At 71.3% G+C, this 14,426-nt stretch carries 13 protein-coding genes; 2 read left to right on the top strand and 11 right to left on the bottom strand.

Annotated elements, in window-relative coordinates:
• Window positions 1-106 precede the first annotated feature (106 nt).
• The 3 genes from B7R87_RS24220 to B7R87_RS24210 form a co-directional block, all read right to left on the bottom strand.
• Window positions 107-1,126, bottom strand: coding sequence for a methionine synthase (locus tag B7R87_RS24220; RefSeq protein ID WP_006346413.1), 1,020 nt, complete (start codon window positions 1,124-1,126; stop codon window positions 107-109).
• Window positions 1,127-1,201: 75 nt separating this feature from the next.
• Window positions 1,202-1,900, bottom strand: coding sequence for an SDR family oxidoreductase (locus B7R87_RS24215; protein WP_006346414.1), 699 nt, complete (start codon window positions 1,898-1,900; stop codon window positions 1,202-1,204).
• A gap of 230 nt (window positions 1,901-2,130) precedes the next feature.
• Window positions 2,131-2,667, bottom strand: coding sequence for an LOG family protein (locus B7R87_RS24210; RefSeq protein WP_006346415.1), 537 nt, complete (start codon window positions 2,665-2,667; stop codon window positions 2,131-2,133).
• Window positions 2,668-2,846: 179 nt separating this feature from the next.
• Here B7R87_RS24210 and B7R87_RS24205 point away from each other — a divergent pair, with 179 nt between their 5' ends.
• Window positions 2,847-3,644, top strand: coding sequence for an alpha/beta fold hydrolase (locus B7R87_RS24205; RefSeq protein ID WP_130585200.1), 798 nt, complete (start codon window positions 2,847-2,849; stop codon window positions 3,642-3,644).
• 62 nt (window positions 3,645-3,706) lie between these two features.
• Here the strand turns inward: B7R87_RS24205 and mnmA are convergent, their stop codons facing one another.
• Window positions 3,707-4,849, bottom strand: coding sequence for a tRNA 2-thiouridine(34) synthase MnmA (gene mnmA, locus B7R87_RS24200; RefSeq protein WP_078902118.1), 1,143 nt, complete (start codon window positions 4,847-4,849; stop codon window positions 3,707-3,709).
• Between the two features lie 309 nt (window positions 4,850-5,158).
• Between mnmA and B7R87_RS24195 the strand changes: the two genes are divergently transcribed.
• Entirely contained in the window at window positions 5,159-5,812 is a 654-nt protein-coding gene (locus B7R87_RS24195; protein WP_130585218.1) for an N-acetylmuramoyl-L-alanine amidase, read from the top strand.
• Window positions 5,813-6,053: 241 nt separating this feature from the next.
• On the opposite strand, the gene B7R87_RS24190 is transcribed toward B7R87_RS24195, so the two are convergent.
• From B7R87_RS24190 to B7R87_RS24160, 7 genes are all read right to left on the bottom strand, one after another.
• Window positions 6,054-7,217 carry a cysteine desulfurase family protein gene (locus B7R87_RS24190; protein WP_006346418.1) on the bottom strand — a complete coding sequence of 388 codons (1,164 nt, stop codon included), beginning with the start codon at window positions 7,215-7,217 and terminating at the stop codon, window positions 6,054-6,056.
• Between the two features lie 149 nt (window positions 7,218-7,366).
• Complete coding sequence (locus B7R87_RS24185) at window positions 7,367-8,212, bottom strand: thioesterase family protein (protein ID WP_006346419.1); 846 nt, start codon at window positions 8,210-8,212, stop codon at window positions 7,367-7,369.
• A gap of 66 nt (window positions 8,213-8,278) precedes the next feature.
• Window positions 8,279-8,938, bottom strand: a complete 660-nt coding sequence (locus B7R87_RS24180; protein ID WP_006346420.1) for a trimeric intracellular cation channel family protein — start codon at window positions 8,936-8,938, stop codon at window positions 8,279-8,281.
• Between the two features lie 51 nt (window positions 8,939-8,989).
• Entirely contained in the window at window positions 8,990-10,294 is a 1,305-nt protein-coding gene (locus B7R87_RS24175; protein ID WP_006346421.1) for an ABC transporter ATP-binding protein, read from the bottom strand.
• Window positions 10,291-11,469, bottom strand: coding sequence for an ABC transporter ATP-binding protein (locus B7R87_RS24170; protein WP_006346422.1), 1,179 nt, complete (start codon window positions 11,467-11,469; stop codon window positions 10,291-10,293). Before B7R87_RS24170 ends, B7R87_RS24175 begins: the two co-directional genes overlap by 4 nt.
• The gene (locus B7R87_RS24165; RefSeq protein ID WP_006346423.1) at window positions 11,466-12,440 is read right to left on the bottom strand and encodes an ABC transporter permease; all 975 of its coding nucleotides are present in this window, start codon (window positions 12,438-12,440) and stop codon (window positions 11,466-11,468) included. The genes B7R87_RS24170 and B7R87_RS24165 overlap by 4 nt, the downstream gene beginning before the upstream one ends.
• A gap of 195 nt (window positions 12,441-12,635) precedes the next feature.
• Window positions 12,636-14,408, bottom strand: a complete 1,773-nt coding sequence (locus B7R87_RS24160; RefSeq protein WP_040914066.1) for an ABC transporter substrate-binding protein — start codon at window positions 14,406-14,408, stop codon at window positions 12,636-12,638.
• Window positions 14,409-14,426: the final 18 nt, after the last annotated feature.

The following is a 14,426-nucleotide window of genomic DNA, read 5'->3' as shown; positions in this document are numbered from 1 at the left end:
CTGCTGCGTCCGCTCGATGCCCGTCACCGTCGTGTCCTCCCGATTCGCCGGCTCTGGCCGGTCACCCGTCACGCTGCGCGCGACCGCCCCCGGCACCCCCGTTTCGTCACTCAGGGTGGTCCGCGAGCGAACGCGCGGCCCGGGCGCAGTGGGCGAGCGCGGCCCGGGCGTACGCCGGTGAGGCACCCGCCAGACCACAGGTCGGGGTAATGACCACGGAATCGCTCAGCGTCCCCGGATTCAGCCCCAACCTGCGCCACAGCGTCCTGACACCCATGACGCTACCTGCCGGGTCCGACAATCCGGTGTCGGTGGAGGGCACGACGCCCGCGAAGAGTGTCGTACCGCCTTCCACGGCTTCCCCGATCGCCTCCTCGTCACGCTCGGTGAGGAGCCCGAAGTCCAGGGAAATACCCGCGGCCCCGGCCCGGCGCAGCAGGGCCACGGGGACGTCCGGGGCGCAGGAGTGGACCACGACGGACTCCCCCCCGATCACCTCGCGCAGGCCGGCCTCCACGAGCTGCCGGTCCACGGCCCGGTGGGTGCGGTAGCCGCTGGCGGTACGGACCCGGCCGCGCAGTACGGCGGTGAGGGAGGGTTCGTCGAGCTGGAGCACGACCCGAGCGCCCGGGATCCGGCGGCGTACCTCCGCCAGATGCCCGCGGAGCCCTTCGGCCAGGGAGTCCGCGATATCGCGGCAGGCACCGGGGTCTCCGAGCGCGGACTCGCCGTTGCGGAGTTCCAGCGCGGCGGCGAGCGTCCAGGGGCCGACGGCCTGCACCTTGAGCGGCCCCTCGTACCCCTGGGTGAACTCCTCCAGGGCGTCGAGGTCCTCGCCCAGCCAGGAGCGGGCCCGCCGGGTGTCCCGGCCGGGACGGTCACCGACCCGCCAGCCACTGGGCTCGACATGGGCGTACATCTCGACGAGCAGCCCGATGGTCCGGCCGATCATGTCGGCGCCGGGGCCGCGGGCGGGCAGTTCGGGCAGATGGGGGAAGTCCTCGAAGGACCCGGTGACGGTCTTCGCCGCCTCGCGGGCGTCGCCGCCGGGCAGGGATCCCACTCCGGTGGCGGCACCCCGGGGGAGGCCGCTCTGGTCGCTGACTCCGGAACTCTTCTCACTCACCCCGGAAGGGTACGTGCCCGCGCGGGCCGGGCCCGCCCCGGACCGGTGCCGGGGCGGGCGGGGCCCGGTCGTGGTTCAGCGGCCGGGGCGGACGGTCAGATCGTTGATCTCGGCGTCCCGGGGCAGGTCGATCGCGGTCAGGACCGTGGTGGCCACCGACTCCGGGGCGATCCAGCGGTCGGGGTCGTACTCCCGCCCCTCCTGGGAGTGGACCTTCGCCTGCATGGGGCTGCTGGTGCGGCCGGGGTAGACGGAGGTCACCCGGACGCCGTTGCCGTGCTCCTCGGCGCGCAGCGAGTCGGCAAGGGCCTTCAGTCCGTGCTTGGAGGCGGCGTACGCGCCCCACTCGGCGTGCGCGTTGAGCCCGGCGCCGGAGTTCACGAAGACGACGTGCCCCTGCGTGATGCGCAGTTGCGGCAGGAACTGCCTGGTCAGTTCGGCCGGGGCGATCAGATTGGTGTTGAGCTGGTGGTGCCAGGCCTTGGGGGTGAGTTCTCCGACGGGGCCGAGGTCGACGACGCCCGCGATATGCAGCAGGGTGTCGATCCGGTCCGGCACCTCCTGGTGCGACAGGGCCCAGGAGATGCGGTCGGGGTCGGAGAGATCGGCCACAAGGGTGCGGGCGCCGGGGTAGCGGGCCGCGATCTCGCGGGCGCGCCCGGCGTCGCGGGCCAGCAGGACGAGTTCGTCGCCGCGGTCGTGGAGCCGCTGGGCGACGGCGGCGCCGATGCCCGAGCCGGCCCCGGTGATCAGGTGCGTGGTCATGACGGTCATGCTCGCACTCCGCGGACGGGCCGGGCCACCGGCGCCGGAGCGGCTCCACGCGCCTGCCTGCGCCGACGGGACCGGCCGGTTCCGTACACCTGACGCGCGTGCCCGGTTCCGTACACCCGGCGCCCGTGCCCGGTTCCGTACCCCTGACGTCGGCGGCCGGTTCCGTACACCCGGCGGAACGGTCGGTTCCGTACGCCCGATGGGACCGGCCGGTTCCGTACGCCTCCTGGTCAGTGGCCGAGTGCCTCTTCCAGGTACGCGAGCGCGGAGACCGGCTCCTCGGCGAAGAACACCAGATCGGCAAGGGGCACCGGAAGGAAACCCTCCGCCTCCATGCGGTGGAACTGGGTCTTCAGCCCGTCGTAGAAGCCCGCGGTGTTCAGCAGCACCACCGGCTTGTTCTGACGGCCGTGCTTCTTCAGCTCCAGAATCTCCGTCGCCTCGTCGAGGGTTCCGGTACCGCCCACCATGACCACCACGGCGTCGGCCTTCGCCAGCAGCAGCGCCTTCCGCTCGGCCAGATCCCGGGCGATCACCATCTCATCGGCACCGGCCCGCGCGGTGGCGGCGAGGAAGTCGACCGAGACCCCGACGAGCCGTCCGCCCGTCTCCTGGACACCGTCGGCGACGACCTTCATCAGTCCGCTCTCGGAACCGCCCCACACCAGGGTGTGGCCCCCCTTGCCGAGCAGTTCGGCGAACTCGCGGGCCGGACGCGTGTACCGCTCGTCGAGATCGGCCGCGGAGAGGAAGACGCAGATTCTCATGGCGTCACCGTACGGGACGCCCCGGCAGGGCTTTCCCCTGCTCCCCCGGCATCCCGGCCTGCAGGCACAGAACGCACAAATGCCTTGATACCGGGTGCCGGTGGAGGCCCGTCGAAGAAGACGTGGAAAAACTTTCCGCGCAGCGATGAGTCGGACGCCGCCGCCCGGTCAGCACTCGCATGGACAAGACGATCCGGACGCTCGAACGGGCGCGGTCGGCGGACGGGACACTGCTCGCGTACGAGCGGCGCGGCGACGGCCCCCCGCTGGTACTGGTGGGCGGCGCCCTGGCGACCGCGGCGAGCGACGCGCCGCTGGCCGAACTGCTGGCGGCGCGCTTCACCGTCCTCACCTACGACCGGCGCGGGCGGGGCGGCAGCGAAGACCGTGCGGGATACGCCGTGGAGCGGGAGATCGAAGATCTGGCCGCCGTGATCGAAGCGGCGGGCGGCAGGGCCAGGGTGCACGGTACGGCGTCGGGGGGCGCGCTGGCCCTGCGGGCGGCGGCCGCGGGCGTACCCGTGGCCCATCTGTCGGTGTACCAGCCGCCGTACGATCCGGCCGTACGACCCGGGCGTGCGCCGGGCGCGCATGTGGCCCGCACCCGGGAGCTGGTGGCCCGGGGGCAGGCGGGGGCCGCGCTGGCACTCCATCTGCGCAGGACCGGGACGCCGGACCAGTTGGTGGCGCGGATGCGCAGCTCGCCGCTGTGGTCCGGGCTGGAGGCGGTGGCGCACACCCTTCCGTACGACGACGCGGTCACGGGCGACGGCTCGGTGCCGCACCGTCTGCTGCAGCAGGTGCCGGTACGGGTGATGGTCGCGGACGGCGGCGCCAGCCCCGGGCCGGTGCGCGAGGCGGCGAAGCTGGTGGCCGATGCGCTGCCGCGGGGCCACCACCGGACGCTGACGGGGCAGACGGACGAGGTGTCGCCCTATGTGCTCGCCCCCGTCCTGGAGACGTTCTTCGCGCCCTGAGACCGGGCCGGGCACGGGCGGTGTGCCCGGCCCGGTCTCAGGGCGCCCGGGGCCGGGGTGCCTCAGCCGACGGGGGCGGCTGAGGCGGAGGCGGCGGTCCGGCGGGTGGCGGAGATCGTGGCCGAGCCGACCACGCGAGTGCCGTCGTACAGCACGATCGCCTGGCCGGGGGCGACGCCCCGGACCGGTTCGGCGAAGACGACCCGCAGCTCACCGTCGACGGCGACGGCCGTCACCGGGGTCTCGCCGCCGTGGGCGCGCAACTGGGCCGTGTACGCGCCGGGGCCCTCGGGGGCCGCGCCGCACCAGCGCGGGCGGATCGCGGTCAGCTCCGTCACGTCCAGCGCCTCCGCGGGGCCGACGGTGACGGTGTTGTTGACCGGCGAGATGTCGAGGACGTACCGCGGCTTGCCGTCGGGCGCCGGATGCCCGATGCGCAGCCCCTTGCGCTGGCCGATGGTGAAGCCGAAAGCGCCGTCGTGGGTGCCCAGCCTGGCGCCGGACTCGTCGACGATATCGCCCTCCGCCCGGCCCAGACGGTCGGCGAGGAACCCCTGGGTGTCGCCGTCGGCGATGAAGCAGATGTCGTGGCTGTCCGGCTTCTTCGCCACGGCCAGACCCCGGCGCTCGGCCTCGGCGCGGATCTCGTCCTTGGTGGTGAGGGTGTCGCCCAGCGGGAACAGCGCATGGGCGAGCTGGCGCTCGTCGAGCACTCCGAGGACGTACGACTGGTCCTTGGCCATATCGCTGGCGCGGTGCAGCTCGCGGCCGCCGTCCGCGCCGGTGACGACAGTGGCGTAGTGACCGGTGCACACCGCGTCGAAGCCGAGGGCCAGCGCCTTGTCGAGCAGCGCGGCGAACTTGATCTTCTCGTTGCAGCGCAGACACGGATTGGGGGTGCGTCCCGCCTCGTATTCGGCGATGAAGTCCTCGACGACGTCCTCGCGGAAACGTTCCGCGAGGTCCCAGACGTAGAAGGGGATACCGATCACATCGGCGGCACGGCGGGCGTCGCGCGAGTCCTCGATGGTGCAGCAGCCACGGGCGCCGGTGCGGAAGGACTGCGGATTCGCGGAGAGCGCGAGATGCACGCCGGTCACGTCGTGACCTGCTTCGACGGCACGGGCGGCGGCAACGGCGGAGTCCACGCCCCCCGACATGGCGGCGAGCACCCGGAGGGGGCGATGAGGAGTCGTCTGAGTCATAGCCCTACCAGGGTACGGTCCTCGTGAAACGAGAGCTCGCGAGTATGCGTCGTAGGAGACATGGAGAGCGAAGCAGAGCCCGAGAACGGACGTCCCGGCAGTGGCAGTGGTCACGACGGCACGGGCCGCGGCAGTGGACCGTCGGCCGGGGGCGCCGAGACCGCGGCGGCCTCGGCCGAAGCGGCGGACGGACGGCGTGGCGACGGCGGGAACCGGCCGGGCGGCCGTGGGCGCCGTCGCCGTACGGAGGGACGCCGGCGGGCGGAAGGCGGGGGCGGTGCCGACGGCCGGGACGGCGGGGGCCGCCGGATCGGGCGGCGGGGACTGCTGCTGGGGGGCGCGGCCGTGCTGGTCGGCGGCGGAGTGCTGGCACAGGATTCGCTGGCCCGGCTGTGGTGGCGGGTGCCGGGGATGACGAAACCGCGCAAGGAGGGTGAGCTGGATCACGCGGGCGCGCAGTGGACCGCCGCGGCGCGGGCGAACTGGCGGCTCGCGGACCGGCCCGACGACTACCGCATCGACCGCGTGATCATCCATGTGGTGCAGGGGAGCTTCCCCACGGCCCTGCGGGTCTTCAAGAACCCCGGTCACGGGGCCGCGACGCACTATGTGGTGGGCAAGGACGGGAAGGTGGCCCAGATGATCCGCGAGCTGGATGTGGCCTTCCATGCGGGGAATCGTTCCTTCAACGAACGCAGTATCGGCATCGAGCACGAGGGCTTCGTCGACCGGCCGCAGGACTTCACGGACAAGATGTACGCGGCGTCGGCGAAGCTGACGGCGGGGATCTGCGTCCGGTACGCGCTGCCCGTGGACCGCGAACACATCATCGGGCATGTGGAGGTGCCGGGGACGGATCACACCGACCCGGGGCCGCACTGGGACTGGGAGCGCTATCTGAAGCTGGTGAGCGCGGCGCTGCCCGAGGCCCGGGCGCAGCGGGCGGCCGAGGCAGGGAAGTAGCCGGTACGGCTTCCGCCCGGGCCCGGGACGGTTTGGGCCCGGGGCCCGGGCGGGGCGCCCGGGCGGCTTGAGCCCGGGCGGTTCGGGGTCGGCCGCCCCGGGCCCGGGGCCCGGGCGGGGGCAACCGGCCCCGTGCGGGGGCAGCGGGGGCGGGGGTTCCTGTTCCGGTTGTGGCGTGGGGTCGCCATGTCGTGGCGTGTGGTCGCCAATCGGTGCTGAACGGCCGCGGTGCGGGGGATGCTCAGCTCAGACCCGCCGTACGGGCCCGGTCGACCGCCGGCCCGATCGCCTTCGCAAGTGCCTCCACGTCCGCCGTGGTGGAGGTGCGGCCGAGGGTGAAGCGAAGGGTCCCTCGCGCCAGGTCGGGGTCGGTGCCGGTGGCGAGGAGGACATGGCTGGGCTGGGCAACCCCGGCGGTGCAGGCCGACCCCGTGGAGCACTCGATGCCCTGTGCGTCCAGGAGCAGCAGCAGCGAGTCGCCCTCGCAACCGGGAAAGGAGAAATGCGCATTGGCCGGGAGCCGGTCCTCGGGGTCGCCACCGAGGACGGCGTCCGGCACCGCGTCGAGTACGGCCCGGACGAGCTGGTCCCGAAGGGAGCCGATCTGTCGCGCGAACTCCTCACGGCGTTCGGCGGCCAGCCGTCCGGCCACTGCGAAAGAGGCGATGGCGGGAACGTCCAGCGTCCCGGAGCGTACGTGCCGCTCCTGGCCGCCCCCGTGCAGTACGGGGACCGGGGCGTAGTCGCGGCCCAGGAGGAGCGCGCCGATGCCGTAGGGGCCGCCGATCTTGTGGCCGGAGACCGTCATGGCCGCGAGCCCGGATTCGGCGAAGCTCACATCGAGCTGGCCGAAGGCCTGGACCGCGTCCGAGTGCATCGGGATGCCGTACTCATGAGCCACGGCGGCGAGTCCGGCGACCGGCATCACGGTGCCGATCTCGTTGTTGGCCCACATGACGGTCGCCAGGGCGACGTCGTCGGGGTTGCGCTCGACGGCCTCGCGCAGGGCCTCGGGGTGGACCCGCCCGTAGCCGTCGACGGGCAGGTACTCGACGGTGGCCCCTTCGTGTTCGCCCAGCCAGTCGACGGCGTCGAGAACGGCGTGGTGCTCGACGGGACTCGCCAGAATGCGGGTCCTGGCGGGGTCGGCGTCGCGCCGCTGCCAGTAGAGGCCCTTGACGGCGAGGTTGTCCGCCTCGGTCCCGCCCGAGGTGAACACCACCTCGCTGGGGCGGCCGCCCAGGGCGTCGGCGAGGGCCTCCCGGGCCTCCTCGACGGTACGGCGGGCCCGTCGCCCGGCGGCGTGGAGCGCGGACGCATTGCCGAACGCGCTGAGCTGGGCAGTCATCGCCTCGATGGCTTCCGGCAGCATCGGAGTGGTCGCGGCGTGGTCGAGGTAGGCCATGGTGGCCCGATTCTACGAGGACGGGAGGGGGTGCATCTGCGGCGCGTAGGGGTATGCGGGGCGGCACGGCCCCCCGGGCCGGGGAACGGCGGCCGGCCCGGGGCGTTCCGGACCGGAACGCCGGGGGCTCCCGGGGCGGTCCGGGCGGCTCAGCGGGGCGCCTTCGCCAGCTGGCGGGACTGGGCCACCAGCCGGTCCGCGCTGTCCCAGACCTCGGCGTCCTCCTCCAGGAAGCCTCCGGCCAGATTGCGGGTGGAGATCGCGACCCGCAGCGGGCCGGGGGCGGGGCGGCAGCGGATATGGGCGGTGAGTTCGACGGTCGGGGTCCAGCCGGGGAGGCCCAGGTCGAAGGAGGTGGGCGGGAAGAAGTCCACCGTGGCGAGCACGGACAGGGGGTCGGGGTCGCGGCCGTCGGCGAGGGAGAACCAGCCGCGCACCTCGCCCTTGCCGGAGGGGGCCCCGAGCGCCCAGCCGACGGTGGCCGGGTCCAGCCTGATGTCGAGGCGGCCCAGAATCGCCCAGGTCCGGGAGAGGTCGAGGCCCGGGGCGTCCGCGGGGCCGACGCACTGCTCACGGGGAGGGAGGGCCGGCGGGATGGCGGAGGTGCGGATGTCTCCGGTCAGACCGTCGAGATCGCCGTAGGTGGCGAGCACCCGGATCCGCTCGACCTCCCGGCCGTCCGCGTCCGTCTGGCAGAGGGAGGCCTGCCCGGTGGAGAGCGTGCCGCCGGTGCGGACGGTCTGGGTCCGGATCACCGCGGGGCCGGGGGTGGAGGCGCTGACGAAATGGGCGGAGAGGGTGAAGGGATCGGAGTGGGGCAGGGCGTCGCCGAGGGCGCGGCCGAGCAGCCCCAGCAGATAGCCGCCGTTGACGGCGTGCAGGATCGTCCAGCCCGGCGAGAGGAGGGCGTCGTAGACACCGGGTTCCCGCAGGACCACCGCGGTGTCGCGGTCGAATTCGCTGTTGCCTATCGCTGCCTGTGCTGCCTGTGCCATGGCCGCACCGTACCGCAAGGCAATACTAAGCGGTAGCTTTTGTTTCGGGTGTGGGTGGAGGGCGGCTCAGATCTCCTCCGTCGCCGTGGAGCGGCGGTTCCAGGCGCGCGGGGCCCGCCAGTGGAAGCGCATCGCCAGCAGCCGGATGGCGAAGGCGGTCAGCGCGGCCAGTGAGCTGGTGAAGGCGTTCAGGCTGTCGAAGCGGATGAAGAGCGCGACCATCGTTGCGCCCACGATCGCGGGCACCGCGTAGAGATCGCGGTCCCAGCGCAGCAGCGACGGCGCCTCGTTCGCCAGGACGTCCCGCAGCACACCGCCGCCCGCCGCGGTGGCCACGCCCAGGACGGCGGAGGAGGTGAGGCCCAGCCCGTACTCGTACGCCTTGGTGGTGCCGGTGACACAGAACAGACCGAGTCCGGCGGCGTCGAAGACATTGACCCCGGCCTGGATGCGTTCCACGACCGGATGGAGGAAGAAGACGAGGACCGTGGCGACCAGCGGCATCAAGAAGTACCCGAGGTCGGTGAAGGCGGCCGGGGGTACGGCCCCGATGATCAGATCACGCAGCAGCCCCCCGCCCAGCGCGGTGACCTCGGCGAGCACCGCCATACCGAAGACGTCGAAGTTCTTGCGGACGGCGAGCAGGGCGCCGGAGATCGCGAAGACGAAGATTCCGGCGAGGTCGAGCGCATGCTGGACGGAGGGCGTGAACAGTTCTTGGAGCACCGGACGATTGTGCCGCCTCGTCCGGCGCCCGCTCGGTTCCGCTGCCGCGGACTACTTCCCGGTGTCCTCCGGACCGTCGGCGGCGGCCGTCCCGCCGGTGGTCTCCTCCTCGGTCCCGGCCGCAGTCCCGGCCGCGGTCCCGTCCGTGGTCCCGCCGGTCGCGGCTCCGGCCCCGGGGTCCGTTCCGGTTCCGGCCTCCGGGTCCTTGCCCTCAGCCGCCTTCGGCACCGCGCTGACGATCTCGACCGCCTCCCGCGCCGACGTCAGGAGCTTGTCGCCGGGAGTCGACCCGCCGGTGCCCGCTGCGTTCTCGGCATCCTCCGCATTCTCCGGGTGGTGGCAGGCGACCTGCTGCCCCGGGCGCAGCTCGACCAGCGGCGGCTCCTGCGTCCGGCACAGCTCCGTCGCCTTCCAGCAGCGGGTGTGGAAGCGGCAGCCCGGCGGGGGCGCGATCGGCGAGGGGACATCGCCCTTGAGCAGGATCCGGTCGCTCTTGACACCCCGCCGCCGCGGGTCCGGCACCGGAACGGCCGACAGCAGTGCCTTGGTGTACGGATGCATGGGCGACTCGTAGAGCGACTTGCGGTCCGCCAGCTCGACGATCTTGCCCAGGTACATCACCGCGATCCGGTCCGAGACATGACGGATCACGGAAAGGTCGTGGGCGATGATCACATAGGTGAGGCCCAGCTCTTCCTGGAGGTCGTCCAGGAGATTGACCACCTGGGCCTGGATCGACACGTCCAGCGCCGAGACCGGCTCGTCCGCGACCACCAGCTTCGGCTTCAGGGCCAGCGCCCTGGCGATGCCGATGCGCTGGCGCTGGCCGCCGGAGAACTCGTGCGGATAGCGGTTGTAGTGCTCGGGGTTGAGCCCCACGAGCCCCAGCAGCCGCTGGACCTCCTTCTTGACCCCGCCCTCGGGCTCGATGCCCTGGAGCCGGAACGGCGCCGAGACGATGGTGCCGATGGTGTGCCGGGGGTTCAGCGACGAATACGGGTCCTGGAAGATCATCTGGACGTCCCGGCGCAGCGGACGCATGCCCGCGACCCCGAGGTGCGTGATGTCGTGCCCCTGGAACTCGATGCGCCCGCCGGTCGGCTCCAGCAGCCTCGTGATCAGCCGGCCCATGGTCGACTTTCCGCAGCCGGACTCGCCGACGACGCCCAGGGTCTCGCCGGGACGGACGTCGAAGGAGAGCCCGTCGACCGCCTGGACGGCCCCGGTCTGCCGCCGCAGCAGCCCCTTGCGGATCGGGAAGTGCTTGACCAGGCCCTCGACCCGGAGCAGTGCCTCGGGCCGGTCGTCCGCTCCGGTCCGGTCGGCCTGCTGGGGAATCTTCACGTTGTCACTCACAGCTTGGGCGCAATCTCTTCGGTCCAGATCCGCGTCCGCTCCTCCTTGGACATGTGGCAGGCGGAGAAGTGCCGTCCGCCCACCTCCTGGAGTTCGGGGCGGACGGTGCGCGTCACATTGTCCTTGGGTACGTCGGCGTACGGGCACCGCGGGTTGAAGGCGCAGCCGTCGGGGATGTTGATCAGGCTGGGCGGGGAGCCCTTGACCGGGATGAGCCGCTCGGTCTGGTCCCGGTCGATCCTCGGCATGGAGCCCAGCAGACCCCAGGTGTAGGGGTGCTGCGGCTCGTAGAAGACCTGCTCGGCCGGTCCGCGCTCGACGCAGCGTCCGCCGTACATCACCAGGATGTCGTCCGCGAGTTCGGCGACGACGCCGAGGTCGTGGGTGATGATGACGACCGCGGAGCCGAACTCCTTCTGGAGGTCGCGCATCAGGTCGAGGATCTGCGCCTGCACGGTCACGTCGAGCGCGGTCGTCGGCTCGTCGGCGATCAGCAGTTCGGGGTTGTTGACCAGCGACATCGCGATCATCGCGCGCTGGCGCATCCCGCCGGAGAACTCGTGCGGATAGCTGTCGACCCGCTTGTCGGGCTGGGGGATACCGACCCGGTCGAGCATTTCGATCGCCCGGGTCCTGGCGGCCTTCTTGTCGACGTCGTGGTGGACCCGGTAGGCCTCCACGATCTGACGGCCGATGGTGTAGTACGGGTGGAGCGCGGACAGCGGATCCTGGAAGATCATCGCCATCTGCCGGCCGCGGAGCTTGCGCACCTCGTCCGGGTCGCTGCTCAGGAGTTCCTTACCGTCCAGCCAGATCTCGCCGGATATCCGGGCCTTGCCGCGGCCGTGCTGGCCCGCGGTGTGCAGGCCCATGATCCCCAGCGAGGTGACGGACTTCCCGGAGCCGGACTCGCCGACGATCCCGAGGGTCTTGCCCTTCTCCAGCCGGAAGCTCAGCCCGTCGACGGACTTGACCAGACCGTCGTCGGTGGGGAAGTGCACACGCAGATCCCGGACCTCCAGGAACGCGGTGGGCGCGGGAGCTCCCGCGGGGGCCACCTCACCGGGCGCGGTCGCCGGGGCTTCGGCGGCCGCGGCTTCGGTGGTCGGGGCTTCGGCGGCCGCGGCTTCGGTGGTCGGGGCTTCGGTGGCCTCGGACTTCTTCGACTCGGTCATCCGATCCTCACTCGCGGGTCGACGACGGCGTACAGCATGTCCACGACGAGGTTCGCGACACAGATGAACAGGGCGGCGAAGAGGGTGACGCCGAGGATCAGCGGAAGGTCCTTGGAGCTGATCGACTCGATGGCGAGCTTGCCGAGCCCGGGCAGGTTGTACGTGGACTCGGTGAGCACGGCGCCGCCGAGCAGGGCCCCGAGGTCGAGTCCGAGCAGGGTGAGGACGGGCGTCCAGGTGGAGCGCATGGCGTGCCGTCCGATGACGACCCGCTCGGTCAGTCCCTTGGCGCGGGCGGTCCGGATGTAGTCCTCGCCCATGATCTCCAGCATGGTGGCGCGGGTGAGCCGGGCGTACATCGCGGCGTACAGGAAGGCCAGGGTGATCCACGGCAGTATCAGGCTCTGGAACCACTGGGCGGGGTCGTCCGCCAGGGCCTCGTACTCCCCGCTGACCCAGTCCAGCTGCCAGCTGAAAACGGCCAGCGAGATCAGACCGGTGAAGTAGATGGGGAGGGAGACACCGGCCAGGGCGACCGTCATCGCGGCCCGGTCCCAGAGGGTGCCGCGGCGCAGTGCGGAGACCACACCGGCGGCGACACCGCCGACGACCCAGAGCAGACAGGCGCCGCCCGCGAGCGACAGGGTGACCGGGATCGCCTCGGTGAGCTGCGGCCATACGGCCTGTTCGGTACGGAAGGAGTAGCCGAAGCAGGGGGCAGGGCACTTGGTGACATCGGTGCCGTTGGCGTACTCCCGGCCGGCGAAGATGCCCTGGACGAAGTTCCAGAACTGCACCAGCACCGGATCGGCGAGGCCCAGCTTCTTCCGGATGCCCTCGATCGCGGCGGGGTCGGCCTGCTTTCCGGCGAAGAGATACGCCGGATCGGAACCGGCCCACTTGGGGAGCACGAAGAAGATGACGAAGGTCGTCAGGGTCACGACCAACAGCATCATGGCGACGGCGAACAATCGCCGGATGACGTAAGCAAGCACTGTGCGCGGCCCGGCGGCGGCCGCGGGGTCCGGGTTTCGGACTCCGCGGCCGCCGCCCGAGGCCATCACCTGCCCTTCGGGACTGGCGGGTTGGGCGATGGTGGGGTGGTGCCGGTGGTGACCCGCGCCGTGAGGCTGCGGGTCACCACCGGGATCCTCGGGTGCGGTGGACTACTTGACGACGCCGAGGGTGACGTAGTCGTAGCGACCGCTGTACGCCGCGGTGGAGTAGGCGTTGGTCAGCCGCGAGCTGCGCCAGGTGATGTTCTTCTCGTACACCAGCGGCATCTGGACGGCGAGGTCCGCGACGGCGTGGTTCATCTGCTTGTAGATCTCACCGGCCTTGTTGGGGTCGGTCTCCAGCAGCGCGTCGTCGAAGAACTTGTTGATCTTCGGGTCGTTCGTCTGCGACATGTTGTAGTTCGCGTTGTCCGCGATGAAACGACCGTCGATGATCGGCTGCGAGAAGCCCTGGCCGGTCGGGAAGTCCGGACCCCAGCCGGTCATGATCAGACCGAGGTTGCGCTGCTTGACGACCGCGGGCGAGCCGGTGATGCTCGACGACTCGGCGCCGTCGATCGGGTCGACCTGGGTCTTGATGCCGACCGCGGACAGCGACTCCTGGAGGGCCTCGGCGGCCTGGACCTCACCCGGGTTGTTGCTGCGGGCGCTGATGTTGGTGGAGAAGCCCTCCGGCTTGCCACAGGCCTTCAGGGCTTCCTTGGCCTTGGCGGTGTCCGGCTTGCCCTTGCGCGCCAGCACGCCGAACGGGTCGTAGTCGTCCGAGCCCTTGACGTCCTTCGGCAGCATGTTGGGCGCGATGTCGCCACCGGCCTGCGGGCCGCCGCGGACCTGCTGGATGGAGGCGAAGTCGGTCGCGTAGATGACCGCCTTGCGGCACTCGATGTTGTTGAAGGGCGCCAGGGTGCTGACGATGTCGACGTAGCGGACGAAGCTCGTCGTCATGTTGTCGACGTTGTCCTTGTGCTCCTTGAGCGCCTTGGTACGGCCGGCCTGGCCCATGCCCGTGGCGTTCAGGTCGACGTCGTACTCGCCCTTGATGAGCAGCTCGTCGATGGCCTCGATGTTCGAGTTGATGGTGACCGTGATCTTGTCCGGCAGGGCCGGGCGGATCGGGTCGGAGGCCTTGTTCCACTTGTCGTTGCGGACCAGGCTGATGCTCTTCTTCGGCTCGTACTTCTCGAACTTGTACGGGCCGGAGGAGAACGGCTTCAGCTGGTACTGCGCGCCGTTGTCCTTCTCCCGCTTCACCGGGGAGCCGGCCGGCATGGCGAGCATCTGCTCGAAGTCGCCGTTGGCCTTGGGCAGGTTGAAGACGATGGTCTTGTCGTCGGGCGTCAGGATGGCCTTCAGACCGAGCTTGTCCGGGGTGGTGTCCTTGTACGGGCCCTTGTAGGCACCGGCCGGGTCGAGGACCTGGCGCAGGTAGGCGGGGCCGCCGGGCAGGACGTCCGTCGCCCAGACGCGCTGGATGCCGTACTTGATGTCCTTGGACGTGATCGGGGTGCCGTCCTCCCAGGTGATCCCGTCCCGGAGCTTGTACGTGTAGGTCTTGCCGCCGTTGGTGATGACGGCCTTCCCGGCGGCCAGGTCCGGCACCAGCTCGGCACCGGCGGCGCCCGGCTTGGTGGCGTAGCTGACGAGCTGACGCGAGTAGAAGCGGGAGAAGTCCCAGGCCATGCCGTAGTACTGGCGGGTCGGGTCGGCCGAGTCCAGATCCTGCTTGCCGATGAACTTCAGGGTGCCGCCCGTCTTGGTGGACGGGTTCGCGATGCCCTTGGCGCCGGCGTTGAAGCCGGCGCCCTTGCCGCCTGCCTTGTCGTCGTCGCCACCGCCACCACACGCCGCGGTGGCCGTGAGGGCGGCCACGACCAGGGCCGCCACGGCGATACGCCCGGGCCTCGACGAACGTTGGGGAGTCATGGTTGTTGCAACCTCCGG

The sequence above is a fragment of the Streptomyces tsukubensis genome, assembly GCF_003932715.1.
In the GTDB taxonomy this organism is placed as follows: domain Bacteria; phylum Actinomycetota; class Actinomycetes; order Streptomycetales; family Streptomycetaceae; genus Streptomyces; species Streptomyces tsukubensis.
This window is presented reverse-complemented; position numbering and strand designations above follow the sequence as displayed.

Bases quoted from the DNA above. Each gene is read 5' to 3' on its own strand.
- B7R87_RS24215 (WP_006346414.1), bottom strand. From the start codon at position 1,900: ATGACCGTCATGACCACGCACCTGATCACCGGGGCCGGCTCGGGCATC.
- B7R87_RS24205 (WP_130585200.1), top strand. From the start codon at position 2,847: ATGGACAAGACGATCCGGACGCTCGAACGGGCGCGGTCGGCGGACGGG.
- B7R87_RS24170 (WP_006346422.1), bottom strand. From the start codon at position 11,469: ATGACCGAGTCGAAGAAGTCCGAGGCCACCGAAGCCCCGACCACCGAA.
- B7R87_RS24210 (WP_006346415.1), bottom strand. From the start codon at position 2,667: ATGAGAATCTGCGTCTTCCTCTCCGCGGCCGATCTCGACGAGCGGTAC.
- B7R87_RS24160 (WP_040914066.1), bottom strand. From the start codon at position 14,408: ATGACTCCCCAACGTTCGTCGAGGCCCGGGCGTATCGCCGTGGCGGCC.
- mnmA (WP_078902118.1), bottom strand. From the start codon at position 4,849: ATGACTCAGACGACTCCTCATCGCCCCCTCCGGGTGCTCGCCGCCATG.
- B7R87_RS24190 (WP_006346418.1), bottom strand. From the start codon at position 7,217: ATGGCCTACCTCGACCACGCCGCGACCACTCCGATGCTGCCGGAAGCC.
- B7R87_RS24185 (WP_006346419.1), bottom strand. From the start codon at position 8,212: ATGGCACAGGCAGCACAGGCAGCGATAGGCAACAGCGAATTCGACCGC.